The sequence below is a fragment of the Glutamicibacter sp. BSL13 genome (assembly GCF_052928425.1).
Genome location: NZ_JAVGCZ010000028.1, coordinates 1 through 21,721, shown reverse-complemented (window position 1 = coordinate 21,721; position 21,721 = coordinate 1). Strand labels below are relative to the sequence as shown.

Annotated in this window: 21 protein-coding genes and 1 tRNA gene; 11 read left to right on the top strand and 11 right to left on the bottom strand. The window is 63.4% G+C overall.

Going from position 1 to position 21,721, the window contains the following annotated elements; all coding sequences use genetic code 11:
• Positions 1 to 109 precede the first annotated feature (109 nt).
• Positions 110 to 1,084, top strand: a complete 975-nt coding sequence (locus RCJ92_RS07350; RefSeq protein WP_446754201.1) for a hypothetical protein — start codon at positions 110 to 112, stop codon at positions 1,082 to 1,084.
• Positions 1,085 to 1,152: 68 nt separating this feature from the next.
• On the opposite strand, the gene RCJ92_RS07345 is transcribed toward RCJ92_RS07350, so the two are convergent.
• The 3 genes from RCJ92_RS07345 to RCJ92_RS07335 form a co-directional block, all read right to left on the bottom strand.
• On the bottom strand, positions 1,153 to 2,253 hold the full coding sequence (locus RCJ92_RS07345; protein WP_446754200.1) for a DUF3644 domain-containing protein: 1,101 nt from the start codon (positions 2,251 to 2,253) through the stop codon (positions 1,153 to 1,155).
• 983 nt (positions 2,254 to 3,236) lie between these two features.
• The gene (locus RCJ92_RS07340) at positions 3,237 to 3,497 is read right to left on the bottom strand and encodes a DUF3021 family protein (RefSeq protein ID WP_446754199.1); all 261 of its coding nucleotides are present in this window, start codon (positions 3,495 to 3,497) and stop codon (positions 3,237 to 3,239) included.
• 469 nt (positions 3,498 to 3,966) lie between these two features.
• A tRNA-Ala gene (locus RCJ92_RS07335) sits at positions 3,967 to 4,039 on the bottom strand.
• A gap of 208 nt (positions 4,040 to 4,247) precedes the next feature.
• Here RCJ92_RS07335 and RCJ92_RS07330 point away from each other — a divergent pair.
• Genes RCJ92_RS07330 through RCJ92_RS07315 form a run of 4 tightly spaced genes read left to right on the top strand, consistent with a single transcriptional unit; the run spans position 4,248 to position 7,368 of the window.
• Positions 4,248 to 5,060: an ABC transporter ATP-binding protein gene (locus RCJ92_RS07330; protein ID WP_446754198.1), complete on the top strand. Its 813-nt coding sequence runs from the start codon at positions 4,248 to 4,250 to the stop codon at positions 5,058 to 5,060.
• The gene (locus RCJ92_RS07325) at positions 5,057 to 5,734 is read left to right on the top strand and encodes an ABC transporter permease (protein WP_446754197.1); all 678 of its coding nucleotides are present in this window, start codon (positions 5,057 to 5,059) and stop codon (positions 5,732 to 5,734) included. Before RCJ92_RS07330 ends, RCJ92_RS07325 begins: the two co-directional genes overlap by 4 nt.
• Complete coding sequence (locus RCJ92_RS07320; protein WP_421013696.1) at positions 5,731 to 6,441, top strand: ABC transporter permease; 711 nt, start codon at positions 5,731 to 5,733, stop codon at positions 6,439 to 6,441. Before RCJ92_RS07325 ends, RCJ92_RS07320 begins: the two co-directional genes overlap by 4 nt.
• A 15-nt stretch (positions 6,442 to 6,456) precedes the next feature.
• Positions 6,457 to 7,368 carry a glycine betaine ABC transporter substrate-binding protein gene (locus RCJ92_RS07315; RefSeq protein WP_446754196.1) on the top strand — a complete coding sequence of 304 codons (912 nt, stop codon included), beginning with the start codon at positions 6,457 to 6,459 and terminating at the stop codon, positions 7,366 to 7,368.
• A gap of 104 nt (positions 7,369 to 7,472) precedes the next feature.
• Here RCJ92_RS07315 and RCJ92_RS07310 read toward each other — a convergent pair whose 3' ends face one another.
• The gene (locus tag RCJ92_RS07310) at positions 7,473 to 8,876 is read right to left on the bottom strand and encodes an NAD(P)-binding domain-containing protein (RefSeq protein ID WP_446754195.1); all 1,404 of its coding nucleotides are present in this window, start codon (positions 8,874 to 8,876) and stop codon (positions 7,473 to 7,475) included.
• A 529-nt stretch (positions 8,877 to 9,405) separates the two neighbouring features.
• On the opposite strand from RCJ92_RS07310, the gene RCJ92_RS07305 reads away from it, so the two are divergent.
• A complete protein-coding gene (locus RCJ92_RS07305) occupies positions 9,406 to 9,900 on the top strand; it encodes a protein-tyrosine phosphatase family protein (protein WP_446754194.1) in 495 nt (164 codons plus the stop codon).
• A 106-nt stretch (positions 9,901 to 10,006) separates the two neighbouring features.
• Positions 10,007 to 10,705 carry a DNA alkylation repair protein gene (locus RCJ92_RS07300; protein ID WP_446754213.1) on the top strand — a complete coding sequence of 233 codons (699 nt, stop codon included), beginning with the start codon at positions 10,007 to 10,009 and terminating at the stop codon, positions 10,703 to 10,705.
• A gap of 105 nt (positions 10,706 to 10,810) precedes the next feature.
• On the opposite strand, the gene RCJ92_RS07295 is transcribed toward RCJ92_RS07300, so the two are convergent.
• From RCJ92_RS07295 to RCJ92_RS07285, 3 genes are all read right to left on the bottom strand, one after another.
• Positions 10,811 to 12,199, bottom strand: coding sequence for an amino acid permease (locus RCJ92_RS07295; RefSeq protein WP_446754193.1), 1,389 nt, complete (start codon positions 12,197 to 12,199; stop codon positions 10,811 to 10,813).
• Positions 12,200 to 12,210: 11 nt separating this feature from the next.
• Positions 12,211 to 13,278: a histidinol-phosphate transaminase gene (gene hisC, locus RCJ92_RS07290; RefSeq protein ID WP_446754192.1), complete on the bottom strand. Its 1,068-nt coding sequence runs from the start codon at positions 13,276 to 13,278 to the stop codon at positions 12,211 to 12,213.
• 385 nt (positions 13,279 to 13,663) lie between these two features.
• Positions 13,664 to 14,143, bottom strand: a complete 480-nt coding sequence (locus RCJ92_RS07285; protein ID WP_138177634.1) for an Lrp/AsnC family transcriptional regulator — start codon at positions 14,141 to 14,143, stop codon at positions 13,664 to 13,666.
• A gap of 272 nt (positions 14,144 to 14,415) precedes the next feature.
• On the opposite strand from RCJ92_RS07285, the gene RCJ92_RS07280 reads away from it, so the two are divergent.
• Positions 14,416 to 15,291 carry an SDR family NAD(P)-dependent oxidoreductase gene (locus RCJ92_RS07280; protein ID WP_446754191.1) on the top strand — a complete coding sequence of 292 codons (876 nt, stop codon included), beginning with the start codon at positions 14,416 to 14,418 and terminating at the stop codon, positions 15,289 to 15,291.
• 177 nt (positions 15,292 to 15,468) lie between these two features.
• Positions 15,469 to 16,371, top strand: coding sequence for a VOC family protein (locus tag RCJ92_RS07275; protein ID WP_446754190.1), 903 nt, complete (start codon positions 15,469 to 15,471; stop codon positions 16,369 to 16,371).
• Positions 16,372 to 16,655: 284 nt separating this feature from the next.
• Here the strand turns inward: RCJ92_RS07275 and RCJ92_RS07270 are convergent, their stop codons facing one another.
• Positions 16,656 to 18,338: an ATP-binding cassette domain-containing protein gene (locus tag RCJ92_RS07270; protein WP_446754189.1), complete on the bottom strand. Its 1,683-nt coding sequence runs from the start codon at positions 18,336 to 18,338 to the stop codon at positions 16,656 to 16,658.
• Positions 18,339 to 18,513: 175 nt separating this feature from the next.
• Between RCJ92_RS07270 and RCJ92_RS07265 the strand changes: the two genes are divergently transcribed.
• Positions 18,514 to 18,714 (top strand): AsnC family protein, encoded by a 201-nt coding sequence (locus RCJ92_RS07265; RefSeq protein WP_446754188.1) that lies wholly within the window; start codon positions 18,514 to 18,516, stop codon positions 18,712 to 18,714.
• A gap of 97 nt (positions 18,715 to 18,811) precedes the next feature.
• Here the strand turns inward: RCJ92_RS07265 and RCJ92_RS07260 are convergent, their stop codons facing one another.
• The gene (locus RCJ92_RS07260) at positions 18,812 to 19,168 is read right to left on the bottom strand and encodes a hypothetical protein (RefSeq protein WP_054820735.1); all 357 of its coding nucleotides are present in this window, start codon (positions 19,166 to 19,168) and stop codon (positions 18,812 to 18,814) included.
• A 205-nt stretch (positions 19,169 to 19,373) separates the two neighbouring features.
• Positions 19,374 to 20,171, bottom strand: a complete 798-nt coding sequence (locus tag RCJ92_RS07255; protein WP_343830477.1) for a hypothetical protein — start codon at positions 20,169 to 20,171, stop codon at positions 19,374 to 19,376.
• 131 nt (positions 20,172 to 20,302) lie between these two features.
• Here RCJ92_RS07255 and RCJ92_RS07250 point away from each other — a divergent pair, with 131 nt between their 5' ends.
• Positions 20,303 to 21,391: a PLP-dependent cysteine synthase family protein gene (locus RCJ92_RS07250; RefSeq protein ID WP_343830479.1), complete on the top strand. Its 1,089-nt coding sequence runs from the start codon at positions 20,303 to 20,305 to the stop codon at positions 21,389 to 21,391.
• 24 nt (positions 21,392 to 21,415) lie between these two features.
• On the opposite strand, the gene RCJ92_RS07245 is transcribed toward RCJ92_RS07250, so the two are convergent.
• Positions 21,416 to 21,721 (bottom strand): cupin domain-containing protein (locus tag RCJ92_RS07245; RefSeq protein ID WP_446754187.1); only part of this gene is annotated, 306 nt, incomplete at its 5' end.

Genomic DNA, 21,721 nt, shown 5'->3' with positions numbered 1-21,721 from the left:
AGAGGACGGCAAGTCGAGCCGGATCGAGCGCGAACTGCACGGGTGGTAGCCGCTGTTTGTCGTTGGGATCCGAGCCGTTGCAGTCGGTGCCTGATCGGAGAATGGGGCCATGGAACGACGCATTGACTTCTCGCGGGACCGCTGCATGCTGTGCGCAGGCTGCGGCCGCGAGTTCCTCGTCGACCTCGGCTGGATCGACCGCTGGGAGCAGACCGAAGAGAAGTGCCCCGGCTGCGGCCTGACCTGCGAGCACGAGCACGCGCCCCGGGTGACGATCGCTCCTCGCGACCCAGCGCTCGACAACGAGCGGGTTCCCCAGTTCTTCTGGTACCACACGAGCACCTGTCCGGACTGGCCGGCGAAGCACTTCGACCCGGCTGCAGACCTGACGGCCGAGACGCGCCTGAGGATGGGCGGCGAGGAGCACGTCGCCGCGTGGACAGCGCGCCAGCGCTCAAAAGCGCTCCACGTCGGCACATACGAGGCCGCGGTCCACAACATGCTGCGGCGAATGGACGACCAAGCCGACAGCCGCAACCAGTTCTACCTCTACAGGGTGCGGCTCAGGCCGGACGTCGTGGTGCGGGAGGGCTGGCTCGTCGATCCCAGCGACTGGCTCGGCGACGTGGTGCTGACCGAGGTGTGTCCATCGGGCATTGATGTCGCGCGGTACCTGAACTACCACGAGGATCCCGGCGGGCTTTCGCTGGCGCTGGGTCGGAACGCGATCACCAGCGTCCAGGAGATCGCGATTCCACTGCCCGATGCATGGGACGGCGGCTGGGCGCGCGAGGCCATCGCCACCCTCGAGAGCGCATCCGACGTACCGGTCCGTGCGACCGGGAAGCTGGCGCGTTTCATGCCGCCGTCCTCGCCGCGGGCGACCGAGGGCCGCGAGCTCGGCCGGGCGCTGGCCGGTCGGCTGCCCGTCAACCTCCGGCGTCAGTTCGAGTCGGCCGTGTCGTTCGACGAAGGGACCGATCCGGTCCCGTGGGCTCGCCGTGCGAGCAGCCTGTGCGGCCTGATCGTGGATCCGCAGCGCGTCCTGGCCGCGCTGGACGCTGCGGAACATCGCGAGGTCTGACGCTCGGCCCGGACCGCAGCACTCGGCCGCCCCCATTGGCATGGGCTCAGGAGCGGAGCGAGAACAGATCAGCTCGCGGAAGAATACGGGGAACTCGTGCTGATCGTGGCCTTCGGACGGGCCGTCATGCCTGTTGTCTCCTTGAACCCCTCCGTCGTCCCGCACTTCTTGATGAGGTGGTTCACGTACGCCTTCGTGTACCGGTAGGACTTCGTCGGCTCGTCGTACTCGCAGAAGTCGCTGTTCGTCCGGTCGGGGTTCGGGTCGCCGTTCGGTGGACGGACCTTCTTCCTCTTCCACGCGGCGGTGAAGTGGCTCTGGTTGAACACGAACGGGATGCCGGCTTCGACCTCCGCTGCAGCAGGTTTCGGCATGAGCCTGCCGAGGCCGGATACCGGCTGCTTGCGGTCGCGCACGATGACCTGCCCTCGCCGTCCGAGCTCCTCGACGGCAGCCCGCTCGTCATCGGTCATGTCCGCGTAGTGCGTGAACTGCATGGCGACGGCGTCCGGGTCCTTGGGGGCCAGTTCGACCATCGCCCGCAGCCGGAACTCGTAGCGCGGGTCGGCGGTTACTGCCTCGTCGAGGCCAGACTCGTACTCAGTCACGAAGGTGCGCAGGTCGGCCGGCAGCGTCTTGCGGAACCGGCGGAGGGCCTGCTCTCCCTGGGGAGTGAACGTGCCGACGAAGATCGGCAGCCGCAGCCGGAGCGCCAGTGACTGGTTGTCGCCGAACTGAGCCGTGAGCTCGGACTCGTAGTTGACGAGCAGGGCATGGGCGTGGCCGGCGAGGTTGAGCATCAGCGCCTCGTCCGCGTGCGCGTGGCGGTGCTCGAGCCGGTTCCGGAGCCGGATGAACAGAGCGAGGTTGGCGCGGGCCGGATCCGTGTCCTCCGGCCAACGCTCCTTCATCGAGCGTTCCAGCTCCCACCGCTTCGGCTCGCCGTCGACCTTGAGCAGGCGCTTCTTGAAGCTCGGGTCCCAGTAGCGAAAGTCGACGTCGTCGCGGACGAACTCTGCGTGCAGCAGGTACAGCCATGCCAGGTGCATGTGGACGACGAATCCCTCGAACGCCCGTGCCTCCGCCGAGTCGTTGTAGAGGCGCACGGCCAGGCACGCCTCTTCGATGCTGGCGTCGAGGGTCGCCTGCCATCGCGGAGGTCTTGCCATGAGCCGAGGATATCGGGGGAACTGTGTGCACGGACGTGCCTCGTGAACATCACCTATGTGAGACGCTGCCCAGCAGCCGCAGCGGAGCTGACGATTGCGTCGCGGAAGTTGGCGTCGTGACTGGTTGAGGTGAAACCACGATTTTGGGACATGTTTTCCCAGCCGCGCGACGAACTCGGGAAAGGTCGGCATCCGATGTGTCGCATTGACGACCGCAGGAGTTGGCACAGGGGCCCTCGAGCTTGGCTCACCGTGGCCGCACCCCTGATTGCTTCGTGTGCTCCCACACCGTCATCCGGTGGATGTTGAACTGCTTCGCGATCGATAGCACGCTCTCGCCGTTCGCCCGAGCGGTTTGAATAGCCTCTACTTCCTTCACCGTCAGTGGTGTTCGATTACGTCTACTAGGGTTCGAGAGCACCCCAGGATCGGGTTCCTCGACGACGCTCGACTCATGTGAGCCACCTCGATCGCCCTGCTCCCACGCGGAAACCAGGCGATCCAGCCGCCTCTGGGAGTTCCGATTAGGTCCACCACCGGCCACCGAATAAGAGATGGCGTCGGGTTTCCGGCGTCATCTTCTTTTTGTGCCCGGGTATATCGCTAGGAATAGCAGAAGCGGTAGCTAAGTAGTTCACGTTCTCAACGCACTCTGACCCAGTACCTCGCAGGAAGCGATCTCCACGGGTCTAGGTCGGGCTCATGCTGAGAGAAGCGGGTAGCTGTGCATTGCGTTGCCTGAGGGCTCTGGCGATGACGGGGTTTCGGCTAAACGACGAAAGCCGCTCATTCGCGCGTCAAGCCGGGGGTTTGTTAGTCCCTGGCAGTTTTCTTGGATTGAACCATTCAGCACGTCACCTCGAAGCTTCGTTCCGTGCACTGTCGGCTGTTCGAGTTTTAGGACCGCTTCTGTTCCTGGATCCGGTTGACAAGATATCCGATTGTCCATCCGTTGATGCCAAATAGCAGGAACACGCCGATAGCTAGCGTACGCGGAACCATCCGCTGAAGAGAAGCAACGGCAACACGGTCGCGAGCGTCGCAAGGAAATGCACGAGCGATCGTTTCGCGAGCGGCCATGAATTGATGTCGTAGATGGGCATCACAGCAATGGTCGCCGCTGCGATCAGTCCCGCAAACAAGGTGCCATTCGACTGTGCGGCATCCTCGATGAAGAACGCGAGGGTGACCATGATTACCCCTGTTACTGCGCCTGAAACAAGGAACGGCGTCGCCTGCTTCACGCTCCTCGCGCTAGCGCCTTTGCGCGGGTCGGCGGTAGTGAGGAACGCGTTTTGGGTTCTCACGTCGTTGTCGTTGCAGCGTGGGCACGGGCCGATCTGGAGGGGCCACCCCTTCTTGCGTGGTCGCCCATTGCCCAGCGTGTTCCTGGTCGCCGCGTTTGTCTCAAAGCAGGCTGGCGCCTCATTCGCTGGGAAGCGGCTGCCACTACTTACCCTGCTTGAGGAGCGAGGGCCCAGTTTGTGAGGCCTTCGAGGATGACTTCACGTGGGAGCGAACCAAGGATGCTGCGGATCAGTGCCGGTTAGTCCCGTGGACGATGTACTGCTAAGTATTTGCCGGGGGAGGCCTGGTGATTTCCGGTTCGCCTACGGTTCGAACCCCTTAGGCGAACGGGAAACTGGCGGCACAATCAAGAAAACCCGCCCTCACCAGTCATTGATGACCTCGTGAGGGCGGGTTTCTTAGCAGTGGAGCTAAGGGGAATCGAACCCCTGACCTTTTCATTGCGAACGAAACGCTCTACCAACTGAGCTATAGCCCCTGACCTAATCGAGACTACTCCTGTCACTTGGTAGTTACCAAATCGGTTTCCTGTCAGGTTCGATACTTACCGGATAGACGCCGCTCACGCCGCTCGCTCAGAATTTCCTGTTTGACTACGTATCGGCTGGAATTGGCTTCCTTCGCCTCGGTAGGGTGAACACAGGTGGGCGTGGACTGCGTGCCTACAGCAGGGGAGAAGGGGAAGCATGATCGAATTTCGTGCAGTACAGATGCAGTACCCGGGCGGCACCATTGCCGTGCGCGATTTCAGCTATACGATCCCCTCCCATAAGGTGATCGCCCTGGTTGGCTCCTCCGGCTGCGGCAAGACCACCCTGCTGCGGATGGTGAACCGGATGGTCGAGCCGACCTCCGGCAGTGTGCTGATCGATGACGAGAACGTGGCCGACGCCGATCCAGTGCGCCTGCGCCGCTCAATCGGCTACGTCCTGCAGGCCGGGGGCCTGTTGCCGCACCGGACCGTGCTGGAGAACATCGCCACCGTACCCATGCTCAACGGGACTGCCCGCCGCCAGGCGTTGGGCGAAGCCGAAGAACTGCTTTCCCGGGTCGGCTTGGACCAGAAGATGGCCCAACGCTATCCGGGGCAGCTCTCGGGCGGGCAGCAGCAGCGCGTGGGAGTGGCCCGGGCCTTGGCCTCGGATCCGAACATCCTGCTGATGGATGAGCCGTTCGGCGCGGTTGACCCGATTGTGCGCCGTGAACTGCAGGACGAGCTGGCCCACCTGCAGCAGCAGCTGGGCAAGACCATCGTGCTGGTCACCCATGATATCGACGAGGCATTCCGGTTGGCCGACGAGGTGGTGATCCTGCGCGAGGGTGCCCAGATCGCCCAGGCGGGTTCACCCACCGAAATCCTCAGTGATCCGGCCGATGACTTTGTCCGCGAATTCACCGGTGCACACCGCGGCAGCCGCCAACTGCGCGAAAAGCTGGTGAACGGAACTCGGCTGGCGGTCGATGACCGGGGCCGGGCGGTAGGGGTGCTGCCTTCGTGAACTGGCTGAGCCATTCCTGGCCTTGGATCTTTGAGCTCACCGCACGCCACCTGGCACTGAGCGTGCCGGCCATCGTGCTCAGTGTGCTGATCGCGGTGCCGCTCGGGCGACTGGCGTACCGTCATCCGCGGGCGGGCGGAGCGTTGCTCTCGGCCGCCACCCTGCTTTACGCGATCCCGGCCCTTCCACTGCTGATCATCATCCCAGCACTCTTCGGGTTCTCACTGCGCTCCCCGGCGACGATTATCGTGGCGTTGACGCTGTACGGCATCGCATTGATGGTGCGTACCGCCGCTGATGCGTTTAACGCCGTGCCCGCCGAGGTGCGTCAGGCCGCGATGGCGATCGGCCATTCCCCGCGTCAGACGTTCTGGAAGGTGGAATTGCCGCTGGCTATCCCGGTGCTGATTTCCGGAATGCGGGTGGTGGTGGTCTCCACGGTGGGGCTGGTGACGATTGGGGCGCTGGTCGGCATCGCGAGCCTGGGCACCTTGTTCACGGACGGTTTCCAGCGTGGAATCACCGCCTCGGTGCTGACCGGGATTATCGCCACCGTCATCCTGGCCTTGGTGCTTGACGGGCTGGTGCTCCTGCTGGGTCGCATCGCCACCCCCTGGGCCTCCCAGCACGTGGCAATCAAGGCCCAGGACACCACCCGTGAGGTGAGCGCATGAGCTTGTTCTTGGATGCACTGCAGTGGCTCGCTGAGCCCACCCACTGGTCGGGGGCGAATGGCATCGGCACCCGGCTGGGTGAACACGTTTTCATCACGCTGCTGGTGGTTGTGGTCGCCGCCGTCATTGCCCTGCCCGTCGGGATTGCCGTGGGACACACCGGCCGCGGTCGGACCCTGGTTGTGGGCGTTCTCGGAGCGGCACGTGCCGTACCCACGCTGGGGCTGCTCACCCTATTGGGGTTGTGGCTCGGGATTGGTTTGAAGGCACCGGTCATCGCGCTGATCATCCTGGCGATTCCTTCACTCTTGGCGGGCGCCTACGCGGGGGTCGAATCGGCCAACCGCACCGTGGTGGATGCGGCCCGGGCGGTGGGCATGAGCGAAGGCCAGCTCATCCGCCGTGTCGAGCTGGCCCTGGGCGCTCCGGTCATCATCGGCGGCGTGCGCGCCGCAGTGCTGCAGGTCATCGCCACGGCAACCCTGGCGGCCTACACGGCCGACGTCGGGCTGGGCCGCTACCTGTTCGCTGGCCTGAAGACCAGGGATTACGCCCAGATGCTCGCCGGAGCCATTCTCGTCGCGGTGCTTGCCGTGCTGGCCGAGATCCTGTTGGCTATGTGGCAACGACGTGCACGGCGCAAAGCGAGCCCGGCGGCCCGTGAAAGACAGGATTCGGAGCTGTCCGGCAACGGCAGCCAGGTATAAGGAGAAGATCGAACCATGAGGAAAATGATCCGAACCGGAATCATCGGTTTGGCCGCAATGTTTGCGCTGGCCGGTTGCGGCTCCGGTGATCCACTGGATTCCGGCGAGTCCTCAGCCTCCGGGAAGGGCGAGCCGATTGTCATCGGCTCACAGGACTACTACTCCAGCGAAATCATTTCTGAAGTCTATGCCCAGGCACTGGAGGCCGAGGGCTACAGCGTGGACCGCCAGTTCCGCATTGGACAGCGTGAGGTCTATGTTCCGGAGCTGGAGTCCGGAGACATCGATCTTTTCCCGGAGTACACCGGTCCGCTGCTGCAGTACTGGGAGCCGGACACCGAGGCACGGCTGTCCGATGACGTCTATGAGTCATTGAAGAAGGCGGCCCCGGACGGGCTGCGCGTGCTGGAACAGTCCCCGGCCACCGACCAGGACTCCTACACGGTCACCAAGGAGTTTGCCGAGCGTTGGGGAGTCGAGACGATTGACGACCTGGCCAAGGTCACCGAGCCAATGACCATGGGGGCGAATTCCGAGGCCGAGGAACGCCCCAACGGACCGAAGGGCCTGAAGGAAACCTACGGCGTCGATGTGGGCTTCACCCCGATCGAGGACAGCGGTGGCCCGCTGACCGTCAAGGCACTGAATGACGGTTCCATTCAGCTGGCCATCATCTACACCGCCGACCCAACCATCGCCCAGAACAAGCTGGTGTCGATCAAGGACACCAAGGGGCTGTTCCTGGCCTCCCACGTGGTCCCGCTGGCCAGCGACAACGTGGATCAGGGAGCAGAGGACGTGATCAACAAGGTCAGTGCCGCCATGCAACCCGAGGACCTGCTGAACATGAACCGGCGCAGTGTGGCGGACCAGTTGCCCGCCTCGGAGATCGCCCGAGAATGGCTGCGCAAGGCGGATCTGGGCTAGCTTCCCCTAGGCCACTGTCACAGGCCCTGACGAATCACCCCGCGGGTGGTTCGTCAGGGCCTTATGCGTTGGCCAACGGGTGAACGCGTGAGCCTGTGGCCGCGCTAGCTGCGGGCCTGAACGTCCTGGTCGGCCCCGCGCATGATCTTTTCCAGATCGTCTTCCTCGGGTACCGACAGGTAGCGCTCCAACGAGTCATTGAGCTCGCGCAACCACGTAGTGTGGTGCACGGCCGCCATGGTTCCGGTCATCACCGATGGGTACACCTGATCTCGGTAATTGAGGATGTTGTGCTGCTTGTCGTTCTTCCAAGACAGGAAGATGCGTGAAACCTCATCCAGATCGAACATCGGGTAATCGGTTTGCTCGATCAGATCCCGGATGTAGTCGGCCTGGAAATAAACCTCATCGGCGGCCGATTCCAGGCTGTGAAGCCGATCGAGCCAGGTCTCGATGCTGCGGCGCTGCTCGGCCTTCCCCGGCAGCTGCGCACGGCCCAGGATCACGTCGCGCACGTACCACGCCTGGGCGTCAAACATGTTGAACGTGAACCACTGATCCTGCGAGCCGAGGTAGAACAACTTGTTGTTCGCTTCGCTGACCACCCCGCGGTACAGCGTATCCGGGTAGAGGTTGTTGGGGGAGGACAGCGCCAGGTGGGAAGGAAGGAACGGATAGTGGTGCAGGTAGCCGGTACACAGCACCACGGCATCGAAGCGCCGTGATTCGCCGTTGCTGAAGTGGGCGGTGGATCCTTCGAACCGCTCCACCAGCGGCAGTTCCTCCATGCCTTCTGGCCAGTCAAAGCCCATGGGGGCACTGCGGTAGCTCATGGTGACCGAGCGGGCACCCATCTTAAAGGTTTGCACCCCGATGTCTTCGGCAGAGTAGCTCGCGCCTATCAGCAGGACATCCTTGTCGGCCAAGCCCTCCGCGCCGCGGAAGTCGTGGGCGTGCAGCAGCTGACCCGGGAAAGTCTCAATCCCCTCAAAGTCGGGGACATTGGGGAAACTGAAGTGTCCGGAACCGACAATCACCTGATCGAATTCACTGGTCTCGGTCGTACCCGATTTCAGGTCCTCAACGGTCAGGGTGAACTTCTGACTGCTTTCATCGAAGTCAACCCACCGTACGATCGTGCTGAAGCGGACAAACTGCTTCACCCCCGACTTTTCGGCGCGGCCGTTGATGTAGTCCCACAGCACAGCGCGAGGCGGGTAGGAGGAAATCGGCCGACCGAAATGTTCATCAAAGGTGTATTCCGCGAACTCCAGTGCTTCCTTCGGCCCGTTGGACCACAGATGCCGGTACATGCTTGAGTGCACCGGCTCACCGTGGCGGTCCAGTCCGGTTCGCCAGGTGAAGTTCCACTGCCCACCCCAGTCATCCTGCTTCTCGAAGCAGACGATTTCCGGGATTTCAGCTCCCTTTTTCTTCGCGGATTCGAACGCTCGAAGTTGCGCCATTCCGCTGGGTCCTGCACCGATAATTGCGACGCGTTGTGCCAATAGTACCTCTCCGGCTTAGAGCCTGATCTCATTCGTCGCGCGGCAAATCAAACAAAAAATCCGACTGATGTTCGCCGCGCGGAAGAACAGGCACCAGCCGCCATCTCGGCTAAACGCAACAAAAAGTGGTCACTTGCCGAGGAAAAATCTCACCAATTCTGGGAGCCAATGTCTTTCAGTCTAGCAGAAGTCGGCTCCGCACCTGCGGAAATATGCGCATGATCCATGCGGGCGACGCGCTGATCGACGTAGAAATTCCGTGCTGAGTAGGGCATTGACACCCTGTATTTGATAGGTGATCCAAGGTATATGGACGAATATTCGGATAATGTTTTGGTGCAAATATGTGGAATCAGATTACAGAATACGATTGAAATCCAGAACGTGCGGGAGCGCAATGCAGCTGACGAATGCCGGAGGGTCCAGGCAATATTTCGTACCCGATTCTCAGATGGCACGCTGTCAAATTGGTGGCCTGATTTATCACGAATAGCGTCATGCTCCCGGCATCCGGGGAAGGTCTTGCCCTGTGGGCATCCTGGCCCATGTCGCCCGTGCGCCATCTCTTGCTAAGCTCTGCTGCATGGTGGCCTGGGACGAATCACTCGAAGGCGTCCTGGTGCTGCCCAACGGCAGTACGGTCCGTGGGCTTCCCAGGCGAATCGCGTTCCAATTGACCCCACCGCCTGAGCTGCTGGTCCGCCTGGCTGGGCGCAGGCCGGTTCAGGATGATCCGCACCAACGATGGATCAAATGGCCGGATTTTCGGGCCCCCACCGACACCGGGCAAGCGCTCAACGAGCTGCGAACGGCGTTCGAGCGCTGCGCCGAGGAGCGGGTGCTGATCAGTTGCCGGGGAGGTGTTGGGCGTACCGGTACGGCGCTGACGGTCATGGTCATGCTTGCCGGGATGCGTTGCGGGTGCGCTGTCGAGTGGGTGAGGGAACGCTACTCTCCGCGCGCGGTCGAAACCGTGTTTCAGCGCCGCTGGCTGAATACTGTGGACGATATTTTGTTCGCCTAGGAGCACCGTCGAGCGCGGCGATAAAGTTGGGGGACAGGCCCCAGGTTGGGCCGGTGAGGCAGTCAGGGGCAACGTACGACGAGGAGAAACGGTGAGCGAGCACGGCATGACCAAACAGGATGAACTTCACCCGGGCAGCAGCATCGTGGCGATCCGGGACGAAATTCAGCGTCTTGAGGATCCTCGCATGCGGGCCGTCAATGAGAGGCAGGGCAATGACTTCGGCATCAACCTGACCAAATTGCGGGCGATGGCCAAGGCCCTGAAAACGAACCAGGAGCTGGCCGAGGAGCTCTGGCAAAGCGGGGAGAGCACCCTGCGGCTGCTGGCGCTCCTCATCTGCCGCCCCAAGGCCTTCAGCCAGGAGCAACTCGATGCTTGGCTGCGCGAGGCCAGGGTTCCCAAGGTGCAGGACTGGTTGCTGAACTACGTGGTGAAGAAGAGCAAGTTCCTCGAACCGCTGCGGCAGTTGTGGATCGGGGACCTCGATCCCGTAATTGCCAGCGCAGGCTGGGAGCTGACGGCCCACCAGGTCACCAGGGCCCCACAACTGCTGGAGCTTGCGGCCTTGTTGGACACCATCGAGGAGCAGATGGCTGCCGCGCCAGAACGTCTGCAGTGGTCCATGAACACCACACTGGCCCAGATCGGCATCAACCACCCGAAGCACCGCGAACGGGCCCTGGCCATCGGAAATAGGCTGCAGGTCCTGGCCGACTACCCCACCTCCCCGGGCTGCACCTCACCGTTCGCCCCGGAATGGATCAACGAAATGGTGCGCCGCCAACAAGCCGCGGCCCAATAAACCCGGCGCCCCGCATCTGCGGCCTCACCCGTCCCACACATGCAGAAAGGCTCCACCGCAATTTGCAATGGAGCCTTCAGCAATTCACCTGTAGGGAATCGACAGCTAGGCGACGTCCTGTGGCTGACGGTTGCGGTAGCTGAGCTTGGAGACCAGCCAAAGCAGACCGGTCAACCCCAGGGTCAGCAGCAACTGGGTGCGCGCGGTCGCGTCAGTCATTGCAATGCCCACCACGGCCGCCATCGCCGCAATAGTGGCCAACGACAGGTACGGGAAGCCCCACAGGCGCAGCGGCATCTGCAGGTTCTCGCGATCTGCCCGGCGGCGCAGCACGAACTGGGTCACCGCAATGAACGACCAAATCACGATGATGGTTGAGCCGACCACGTTCAGCAGCAGCGGCATGACCGCATCGGGCCAGATCCAGTTCAGGCCCACCGCAATGAACGAGAAGGACACCGACCAGACCACCGCGTTGGCCGGAACACCCTTGCCGGTCACGTGGGTGACTGCGGTGGGGGCCATCTTGCGGGTACCCAGCGAGTAGAGCATGCGCGAGGCGCCGTAGATGTTCGCGTTCATGGCCGAGAGCAGGGCCACCACGATCAGCAGCGACATCATCAGTTCGACACCCGGCACGTGGAGCACCGACAGCACGGCGGCGAACGGGCCCTCGACAACCTCTGGGGAGTTCCACGGCAGCACGGCCACGATCACGATGATCGAACCGAGGTAGAAGAACAGGATGCGCAGCATCACCTGCGAGACGGTGCGCTTGATGTTGCCGGCCGGGTCATCGGACTCGGCCGCCGCGATCGAAACGACCTCGGTACCGCCAAAGGAGAAGATCACGATCAGCAGCGCCGCAGCGATGCCAGCCATGCCGGCCGGTGCGAACCCGCCATGGGCGGTGAAGTTTGCGAAGCCAATGGGCTGGTTGGTGGGGATCACGCCCACGATCACCAGGGCACCGAGCACCAGGAAGGCCAGGATGGCGGCGACCTTGATGAACGCGAACCAGAATTCGAACTTGCCGTAGTTGCCCACACCCAGCAGGTTGATGCCGGTGAACAGCACCACGAAGGCCAGTACCCACGCCCACTGGGGGATGCCGGGGAACCAGATCACCAGCATCGCGGCGGCGCCGGTGGCTTCGGCGGCAATCACCACCACCAGCTGGATCCAGTACAGCCAGCCCACGGTGCTGCCGGCACTGCGGCCCAGGGCCTCGTGCGCGAACGTGCTGAAGGCACCGGCGGACGGGTTGGCGGCCACCATTTCGGCGAGCATGGCCATGATGACAATGACAATCGTCCCGGCCAGCAGGTAGGAGATCAGCACGGCGGGCCCGGCGATGGAGATCGCCTGGCCCGAGCCGACGAACAGACCCGCGCCGATGGCCCCGCCCAGGCCCATCATGGAAATCTGGGAGCGGGTCAGACCCGAATGCAGCGCATTGGAGTCAGTGCTCTTGGTGGTGGTCCTGTGTTTCACATCAGCCCCGTTCATGCGTTGACCCCGGACAGTTTGGGAGCCAGGGCGGCCAGCACCCGGTTCACGTCCTCGGCGGTCCCCGAGGAAATCCGCAGCCCCTCGCCCGGGAAGGCGCGCACAACCACACCGCCGGCGTCCAGGGTTGCCTCCAGCTCACTGGTGCCCTCACCGGCCGGTACCCACACGAAGTTCGCCTGGGACGGCACGGCCGGGTAACCGGCGGCGATCAAGCCCTGGTAGAGCCGCTCACGCTGTTCAACGACCTCGTTGATCCGCAGCGCCAGTTCGTCCTCGGCGGCCAGGGAGGCCACCGCCGCGGCCTGGGCCAGGTTGGTCACGCCGAACGGGACGGCGACCTTGCGCAGGTTTTCAGCCACCGGCTCTGGGCTGATCGCGTAGCCGATGCGCAGACCCGCCAGGCCGTAGGCCTTGGAGAAGGTGTGCAGCACGGCCACGTGCGGGTACTTGGCGAACAGGGCCAGCCCGTCGGCGCGAACCTCTGAACGGTCAAAATGCACGTACGCCTCATCGATGACCACCAGCACATTGCGCGGAACGGCGGCGACGAACTTCTCCAGCGCCTCGGCCTCCAAGACGGTGCCCGTCGGGTTGTTCGGGTTGCAGATGAAAATCAGACGGGTGCGGTCGGTGATGGCATCGAGCATGGCCGGCAGGTCATGGCCGTAGTTCTCATCCAACGGCACCTGCACCGGCACGGCGCCGGAAACGCGGACCAGGGAGGGGTAGGCCTCAAAGGAGCGCCAGGCGAACATCACTTCGTCGCCGGGACCGGCGACTGCGTGGATCAGCTGGGCTGCCACCTCCACCGAACCGGAGCCCAGGGTGATGTTCTGCGGCTGGACGCCGTTCTTTTGCGCCAGCGCGGCAATGACGTCGGTCGCCCCCATGTTCGGGTAGCGGTGAATCATTTCCAGCTCGTGGCCCACCGCCTTGACGACCGAGGGCAGCGGAGGGTGCGGAGATTCATTCGAGGAAAGCTTGGAGGCTCCCGGGGCGGCAGCCTTTCCCTGACGGTAGGCAGGTACCAGCTCCAGGCCTGGGCGGTGGTGGATGGTCATGACATTCCTCTCCGAATGGAACATGCGCCCTCCCGGTGGCCGCGGTGGCGGCGGTACGGGCAGTGGCAGGTGGGAAGCGTTTGGACGCGGCCGCGAGACTAGGACATCAACCAGTGCCGGGCCGGGGGATGACTGCCGTATCGGTGCCGCGCGCCAACGCGGACACCAAATGTGGTCGACAGCTGGAATTGCGTGCTCATTCCCCGGATTCTGTTCCTCGTGCTTGGCCGTAATTAAAGCCCTGTTCGGTGAACAGGATCACGAACTGTGATGGTAAAAGTCTCATTGCGCCCACTGCAAGTGGTGCGCACCACACTGTGCGAATTGACCAACTTCTGGCTACGGCGGAGGTATTTCACTATACAGACTGTATAGCTAGAACCTGTTAATCTTCCCGGTCTGCCTGAGCCTGGACGAGCGGGAGGGTGCGGCCCTGAAAATGCTCGCGCAGGGCCAGTGCGGAGGAGGTTCGGGCGACCCCCGGCACCTGCGCAATGCGGTCGAAGACATCCTGAAGTTCCGAGGCGTTGCGCGCCACGACCCGCAGCTGCAGGTCAAAGTCGCCGGTGACCGTGTACATGTCCATGATTTCCGGGATGCTGCGCGCCAGGGCGCCGGTGACCCGCTCGTGTCCGAACTTCTGGTTGATCTCCACGGAGCAGAATGCCACCAGCTGGTATTCGAACCCGGCCGGCTGGATCCGTGGAACGATCGCCTCGATGACCCCGTTGTCCTGGAGTCGGGACAGGCGGCTGGTCACGGTTCCGCGGGCGACCCCCAGCCGACGAGCGCACTCCATGGCTGGCAGCATGGGGGAGTCGGTGAGTAATTGGATCAGCTGGGCATCCAATCGATCAAGTCGCACGGGGTCAGTCCTCGCAGTTGGTGGCTTGGGTCTCACCCCAGATTACCGTTCCGGTGGGAAAGTCCTCTCCCGAAGAGCGCGTGGCCTGCATTCTCTGCACCGCTCGGTGGGGTCTCTGGCCCTGGTTCAGGGGCGAAGGGCCGCCCCGGCCATGTCTCAATGCCATCCATGGGTTACTGTGACGTAATCTACATAGAAGGTGATGGCCGGCTCCGCCAGGCGTAGACGTCTGCGGAAAGATCCGCTGATCGAAAGCGGGGGAAGGACTGAGGATGAATCACCAAGACTCCTTGGAATCGGTGCGGGGGATGAGGGTGCTGATCACCGGTGCCGCCCAAGGCATGGGCGCCATCTTTGCCCGGATGGCAGCGGCGGAGGGGGCTCAGTCACTGTTCCTCTGGGACATCAATGAAGAATTGGTTCAGCGCACCGCCGATGAGTTGCGCCAGCAGCACCCGCAGGTGGCAATCCATGCTCAGGTGGTCGACTTGAGCAGTCGCGCACCGATCGAGCGCGCCGCCGAGAAGGTACGCCACCACGGTGAGGTGCAAGTGCTCATCAACAATGCCGGGGTCGTGACCGGCGGAGCCTTCACGGACCAGGAGCCCGACCACATTGAGGCCACCCTTGCGGTGAACACCCTAGCTCCGATGTACCTGGCCTCCCACTTCCTTCCCGGGATGCTGGCCAGCCGCGGCCCGGGGCGGATCCTGACGATTGCCTCGGCGGCGGCCCTGGTCTCCAACCCGAACATGAGCGTTTACGCGGCCTCCAAGGCGGCCGTGTTGACCTGGAGCGATTCGGTTCGTTTGGAGTTGGAGCGGGTCCGGGGACACCAGGTGAAGATCACTTCGTTCTGCCCCACCTATGTCTCCACCGGGATGTTCGCCGGGGTCAACAAGATGCTGTTCACGCCGATTTTGTCCCCAGAACAGGTTGCGAGGAAGGCGTGGGAAGCGATGCTGCGTGGCACCCCGATTGTGTTAATGCCGTGGACAAGCAAGCTGGGCCAAGTGCTGCGTGGGCTGCTGCCCACTTCGCTGTGGGACCGGTTGGCCGGAGGGCCGCTGGGAATCTACCGATCCATGGATGGCTTTACCGGCCGCACCGCCGCTCAGAGCCAGCCCCGACCGGACGGCAGAGGCTGATCCCTGGCTGTCACGGCTCGGTGGGCAGTGATTTTCCCTCAGAGGGTACCGGCCTTTCGGCGTTGTCGGTAGGCTAAGGACTGCGCAGGTCCGGGCCTTGCAGCCCGCGGCCCGATGGCGCCAGGAGGGCTGGCGTTTGTTCAACAGGCCTGTGGTCGGGAAAGCCGGGAGGCAGCAATGGCCTATATCGTTCCGAATATTTGGTGCAACGGCAATGCGCAGGAAGTCGGGGATTTCTACGCAGGGATTTTTCCGCGCACCACCAGTGAGGTTGAGTCGCGGTACCCGACCCAGGGTCTGCTGGACTTCCAGCAGCCGTTGGCAGGGGAACCGCTGACGGTCGCCGTTGATGTCAACGGCACAAAGATTACCCTGGTGAACGCCGATGACAACTTTCGGCCCAATCCCGCCATTTCATTCACCGCCAATTTCCACCCGGCGTTCTTCGGGGGAGATCCGGGACAAACCCAGACCGCGCTGGACCAGGCATGGCAGCGGCTGAGCGAGGGCGGACAGGTCATGATGGAGCTGGACGAGTATGAGTTCAGTCCCCGGTACGGGTGGGTGGAGGACCGCTACGGGGTTAGCTGGCAGTTGACCCTGGTGGACCAGGGGGAGACGGTGCCCCAGTTCTTGACTCCGTGCCTCATGTTCTGCGGACCGGCGCAGAACCACGCCACCGAAGCCGCGGACTTCTACGTAGCCACTTTCAGCGACAGCAAGCCGGGGCAGCGCTTCCACTATCCCGAGGCCAATCCGCCGGTCACCACGGAGTCGGTGATGTACAGTGACTTCACTCTCAAGGGTCAGATGTTCTCGGCCATGGATTCCGGAGTGGAGATGGCTTTTACCTTCACGCCCGGTGTTTCCCTGGAAGTTGCCTGCCGTGACCAGTCTGAAATCGACGCGCTCTGGGAGGCGCTCTCGGCCGTCCCTGAGGCTGAGCAATGCGGCTGGTTGACCGACAGGTTCGGTGTCAGCTGGCAGATCGTTCCGCAGAACATGGGGGAGCTGATGCAGCGGTCCGGTGCGTTCGAAAAACTCATGGGGATGAAGAAGATTGTGATAGACGAATTCTAGATGCCGTTCTTGACCGATCTGTGAAGAAAGGGAGACTTCCCGGTTCCGGCAGGCGGGCAGAATGGCTAGGGTCCAGCACGCACGGTGCGGCTGGACCCAGCATGACGCCGACCTGAGCGAGTTGTGGCTGACGTCCGGTACTTGAGTCATTTGCGAACAAATGGCTCCCCCATGTGTACCACTCACTTCTAAGTGTTCCTCAAATTGTGGAGAAGACCGTGGTCAGCGGAATATTCACCCCACAAATCACCCCTGTCACCCTCAATGTGACAGAAAGCGCCGACTCAGCGTTGGCGTTGCACTCGCTGCTCATCCCATACCGGGGTGTCGGACTCGTAGATCCGTCCGTCGGCCCCGAACACCCAGAACCGATCGAAGGACCTGGCGAACCAGCGGTCGTGGGTTACGGCCACCACCGTGCCCTCGAAGGCGTTGATGGCGCGTTCCAGTGCTTCCCCGGAATGCAGGTCCAGGTTGTCGGTGGGCTCATCGAGCAGCAACAGGGTGGCACCGGATAACTGCAGCAGCAGAATCTGGAAGCGTGCCTGCTGCCCACCGGAGAGGGATTCGAACTTTTGCTCCGACTGCCCGGCTAGGCCGTAGCCGTCAAGGGCGGCGGCTGCGGCTTCGCGGGGCAGCCCGCTGCGGTGCTCGTCGCCGCGATGCAGGATCTCCAGCAGCGTGCGGCCGAACAGATCCGGGCGCGTGTGCGTCTGGGCGAAGTAGCCAGGGCGGATTCGTGCTCCAAGTTTCACCGTGCCCGCATGGTTGACCGGAGCGATCTCGACGTCCGAGACCGGGAGGTGTTCGCGTTCTGGATCAGTGCCACCGGAGGCGAGCAACCGCAGGAAGTGGGATTTGCCCGACCCATTGGATCCCAGAACGGCCACCCGGTCGCCAAACCAGATCTCGTTGCTGAAGGGTTTCATCAGGCCCGTGAGTTCCAGCCGCTCGGCCACCACGGCACGCTTGGCGGTCCGCCCGCCCTTGAGGCGCATCTGCACGTTTTGTTCCAGCGGAATTGCCTGCGGGGGACCGTCCTGCAGGAACTTTTCCAGCCGGGTTTGTGCCGCGTGATAGCGGTTGGCCATGTCCGAACGGAACGCGGCCTTCGTCTTGTACATGTTCACCAGCTCCTTGAGCTTGGCATGCTCCTCGTCCCAGCGCTTGCGCAGCTCTTCGAAGCGTTCGTTGCGTTCGCGGCGGGCCTCGACATAACTGCCGAAGGAGCCGCCATGCACCCACGCCGTGGCGCCGCTGTGCCCGGGTTCAAGGGTGGCAATCCGAGTGGCGGCGTTATCCAGCAGCTCCCGGTCGTGGCTGATGAACAGCACCGTCTTCGCCGATTCGTTCAGCCGCTGCTCCAACCACTGTTTCCCCGGCACATCCAGATAGTTATCCGGTTCATCAAGCAGCAACAGGTCATCGGGTCCGGCAAACAACGCCTCCAGGACCAGACGCTTTTGCTCACCGCCAGAGAGCGTGGAGGCCAGACGTCCTGCCGCCGCCTCGAATTCCACCCCCAGCGCGGCCATGCAGACCTTGTCCCAGGCGGGTTCCAGCTCATATCCACCGGCGTCACCCCATTCGATGATCGCCTCGGCGTACTTCATGTGGACTTTTTCATCTTCCGACTCCAGCATTTTGGCTTCCAGGGTGGCCACCCGCTCGGCAATGGCCGACAGCTGCGGTGTGGCGGTGGAAAGCAGCAGATCCCGCACGGTGCTTTCGTCGCGGACTTGGCCGATGAACTGACGCATGATGCCCAGGCTTCCGGAACGGTTGACCGCGCCGTGATCGGCTTTGAGGTCTCCGGCGATGATCTTGAACAGCGTCGTCTTGCCGGTGCCGTTGGGGCCGATCAGGGCCGTTTTGGAACCTTCGGTGACCTTGAAGCTGACCCCGCCAAGGAGTTGCGTGCCGTCGGAAAGGAAGTACTGGATGTCGGATACGTCGATGTGTGCCACCGCTCCATCCTATCGACGCGTCAGCGTCCTTCGTTCATGCGGCCATTGCCTGCGGTGCCATCGCCGGTTGATCGTCGGCGTTTCGGAGCCATCGGGCATGGTTGTCAACATCCATTGACGGCCGTGGCAAGCCGTGTCACCTTTAATTGACAACTTGGCAGAAGGGTACAGGGAAATGAAAACGGATCTGCGCCAGGATGACGGACGGGACCCCATCCGGGAGCTGGGTGACGTCGTGGCCCAGAAAAAGGAGCTGGCCCGTCGTGAGGCCGCCGCGGTTCGCAGCGCCCGCACCGCGGGGATGAGCTGGTCGGGGATCGCGACGGTTTTGGGCATTAGCCGACAGGCGGCACACCGGAAGTACGGAAAGAAATAGGGGCCCGGGACGCTTTGCGTCGCCGGCCCGGCGGGTAGACGCGAACGCCCCGGAACGACGAGCGTTCCGGGGCGTGAGCCAAAACTGGGTGTGGGAATTAGCTGGTGGCGGTCTTCTTGTTGGCGGCCACGGCGGCGGCGACGGCTACACCGGCCACAACAAGGAACATCAGGAACTTGCGTCCCTTGGAGCCCTTCTTCTGGGTGTTCAAGGCCTTCTGCGCGCGGTTCACGGCATCCTCGACGGAGCTGCGGGTGCGCTTGGCGGCCTTGGAGTTCCCGGTCACGTTGCTGACCAGATTGGCGCCTGCGTCGCTGATGGCCCCAGCATCAACACCGGCAATGGCCTTGCTCCAGCTTTCCTTCAGTTCCTGGGGGATTTCAGTCTTCGCGTTCTTGGCGAGCTTCTTCAGCGACTTCTCGACTTCTTTGAAGCTCTTCTTGGTCTTGGACATACGTTCCCTCTTTCCTTTGGATTCCCCAGCGCTTCCATGATGGGGACACCACGAAAGCTACTGATTACACCCTAGCCAGCGCGTTGTTCCGACTCAAGGCAACACCGGCTCATTATGGAAAACTCCCAGTAATCCCGCTGTGGGCGAACACCGGGGGGAAGACCAAGGCCGGTGTGCCATGGGCCAATTTGGCAGGCGCGAAAGCTCAGTCGCCGGTGAGCTGACGAACCCGGATGCGCACGCTGCTGAGCAGGCAAATCAGCAGCAGCGCGGTGCCGATGGTGGCGCAGATCGCGACCGGGGCGGAGGCCCGCGGACCGTCATAGGCGGCCACGGCAATCCACAGGGCCATCCAGGCGGCGCCGAGGTTCACATAGATCCCCATGGGGTTAAAGAACGTCATCGCGCTGACCGCCAGGCAGGTGAGCAGTACCAGCAGCGCCGTGGCCGCATGCACTGGCCGGGCCAGGGCCTCGACACCGAGCGTGGGAACCCAGGCGGTGAAATTCGTCAGGACCATCACCAGCGTCGTGCCGAAGAACAGTCCCATCGTGGCCCGGGTAATCCACCGATCCGCCGAGGTGTAGAGCACCTTGCGGCTGATCCGGCGCAGGATCAGGAACAGATCGGCCAGCAGCAGCAGCCCGATCGCCAGCGCCGCGCCGAGCTGCCGCGCATCCAGCAGCTGCAGCCACAACCCGGCCAGCAGGGCCGCTGCGGCGACCAGGAAGCGGATCCGGTAGTGCAGCAGGGCCTGGCGCTGAGGCTCCCGGCACTGGTACAGGGCATACAGTCCGAGCCCCAGCAGCAACGGAACCCAGATCCAGTCCGCCGACGCGGCAGGGGCACCATGCTGGGCATAGAGCACGCCGACGCCGTGCGGGCCGAGCTGGGTGGCAAAGGCCAGCCCGTGGGCCAGCAGTGCCCAGAGGGCACCGGCGAAAACCAGCGCTGCGCAGCACAGGGCCAGGGTCGTGGAAACCTGTGGGGTGCTGGTGCTCAAGACGTTCCTGTCCTCAATAGATCCTGCCTAGTGAGCTGATGGTTGTCACAACATACCACCGCAGCGTGGGCGCGGGGCCGAAACACGGCGTGCCGCTGACGGATTGGCGGCAAACGGTTAGTGTTGATCAGGTGAACGAAGAACTCTCCGAGGGCGCCCACTGGGTCCGCGAAGCCATTGCGCTGCTTGACGCCGACGCCAACCGCAGCGCCGACACCCACCTGCACGTCTTCCCGCTGCCCGCCCAGTGGGGCATCGACCTGTACCTGAAGGACGAATCGGTGCACCCCACGGGTTCACTGAAGCACCGCCTGGCCCGTTCGCTGATCCTCTACGGCTTGGTCAACGGCCACATCGGGAAGGACACCACCCTGGTGGAGGCCTCCAGCGGGTCCACCGCGGTCTCCGAGGCCTACTTCGCCCGCATGCTCGGGCTGCCGTTCATAGCCGTGGTGCCGCACGGAACCAGCAGTGAAAAGGTGGAGCTGATTGAGTTCTACGGCGGGCACTGCCACTTCGTGGATGGGCCGGCGGCCGTCTACCAGTCAGCCCGTGAGCTGGCCGCGGAGAGCAACGGGTACTACCTGGACCAGTTCTCCTACGCCGAACGGGCCACCGACTGGCGGGGCAACAACAACATCGCCGAATCGGTGTTCTCCCAGATGTCCGCCGAGCGCCACCCGATTCCCTCCTGGATCGTGATCAGCGCCGGCACCGGCGGCACCAGCGCCACCTTCGGGCGCTATGTGCGCTATCGGCGCCACGCCACGAAGGTCGCCGTCGCCGACCCGGAGAACTCGGCCTTCTATGAGGGCTGGCGGCGCCGGGACATGAACTACGCCACCGGCATTGGCTCACGCATCGAGGGCATCGGGCGCCCGGTGGTCGAACCGTCCTTCGTGCCCGGGGTGATCGACCAGATGCTGCAGGTTCCCGACGCCGGGTCCATCGCCGCCATGCGCCTGTTGCGGGCCAAGACCCGGCACTGGGCCGGGGCCTCCACCGGCACGAACCTGTACGCCGCCTTCGAGGTGATCGCCCGGATGCTGCGCAACGGCGAGCAGGGCAGCGTGGTGACGCTGATCTGCGACAGGGGCGAGCGCTACCAGAACACCTACTACGATGACGCGTGGCTGCAGGCCAATGACCTGCAGCCCGGACACCACACCGCGGTGCTGGAGCACTTTTTGCAGACCGGGCAGTGGGATCCGGGCCAGTAGCCCGCTCCGCCCGCCGGGGCGCCGCTACGTCGAAGGGCGCAGGGTGGGCATCAGGCCCAGGGTCTTCTTGCGCTGGTGCACCGAGAAGTAGCGTAGTCCCGCATCCGCGGCCACGAAGCGGCGCCGCGACCGGGCCGGCAGGTAGAGCACGTCGCCCACCGCCAGCGGCACGCTGCCGGTTTCGGTGTGCAGCACCCCGGAGCCGGAAAACACGTGGATCAGCACGTCCAGGTCCGGGCCCCGGTGTTCGCCGATCTGCTCCCCGGGGCCCAGTGCGATGATGTTCGCATCCAGATCCCGTTGTTCGGGCTCCAGCTTCCAGATCGCCCC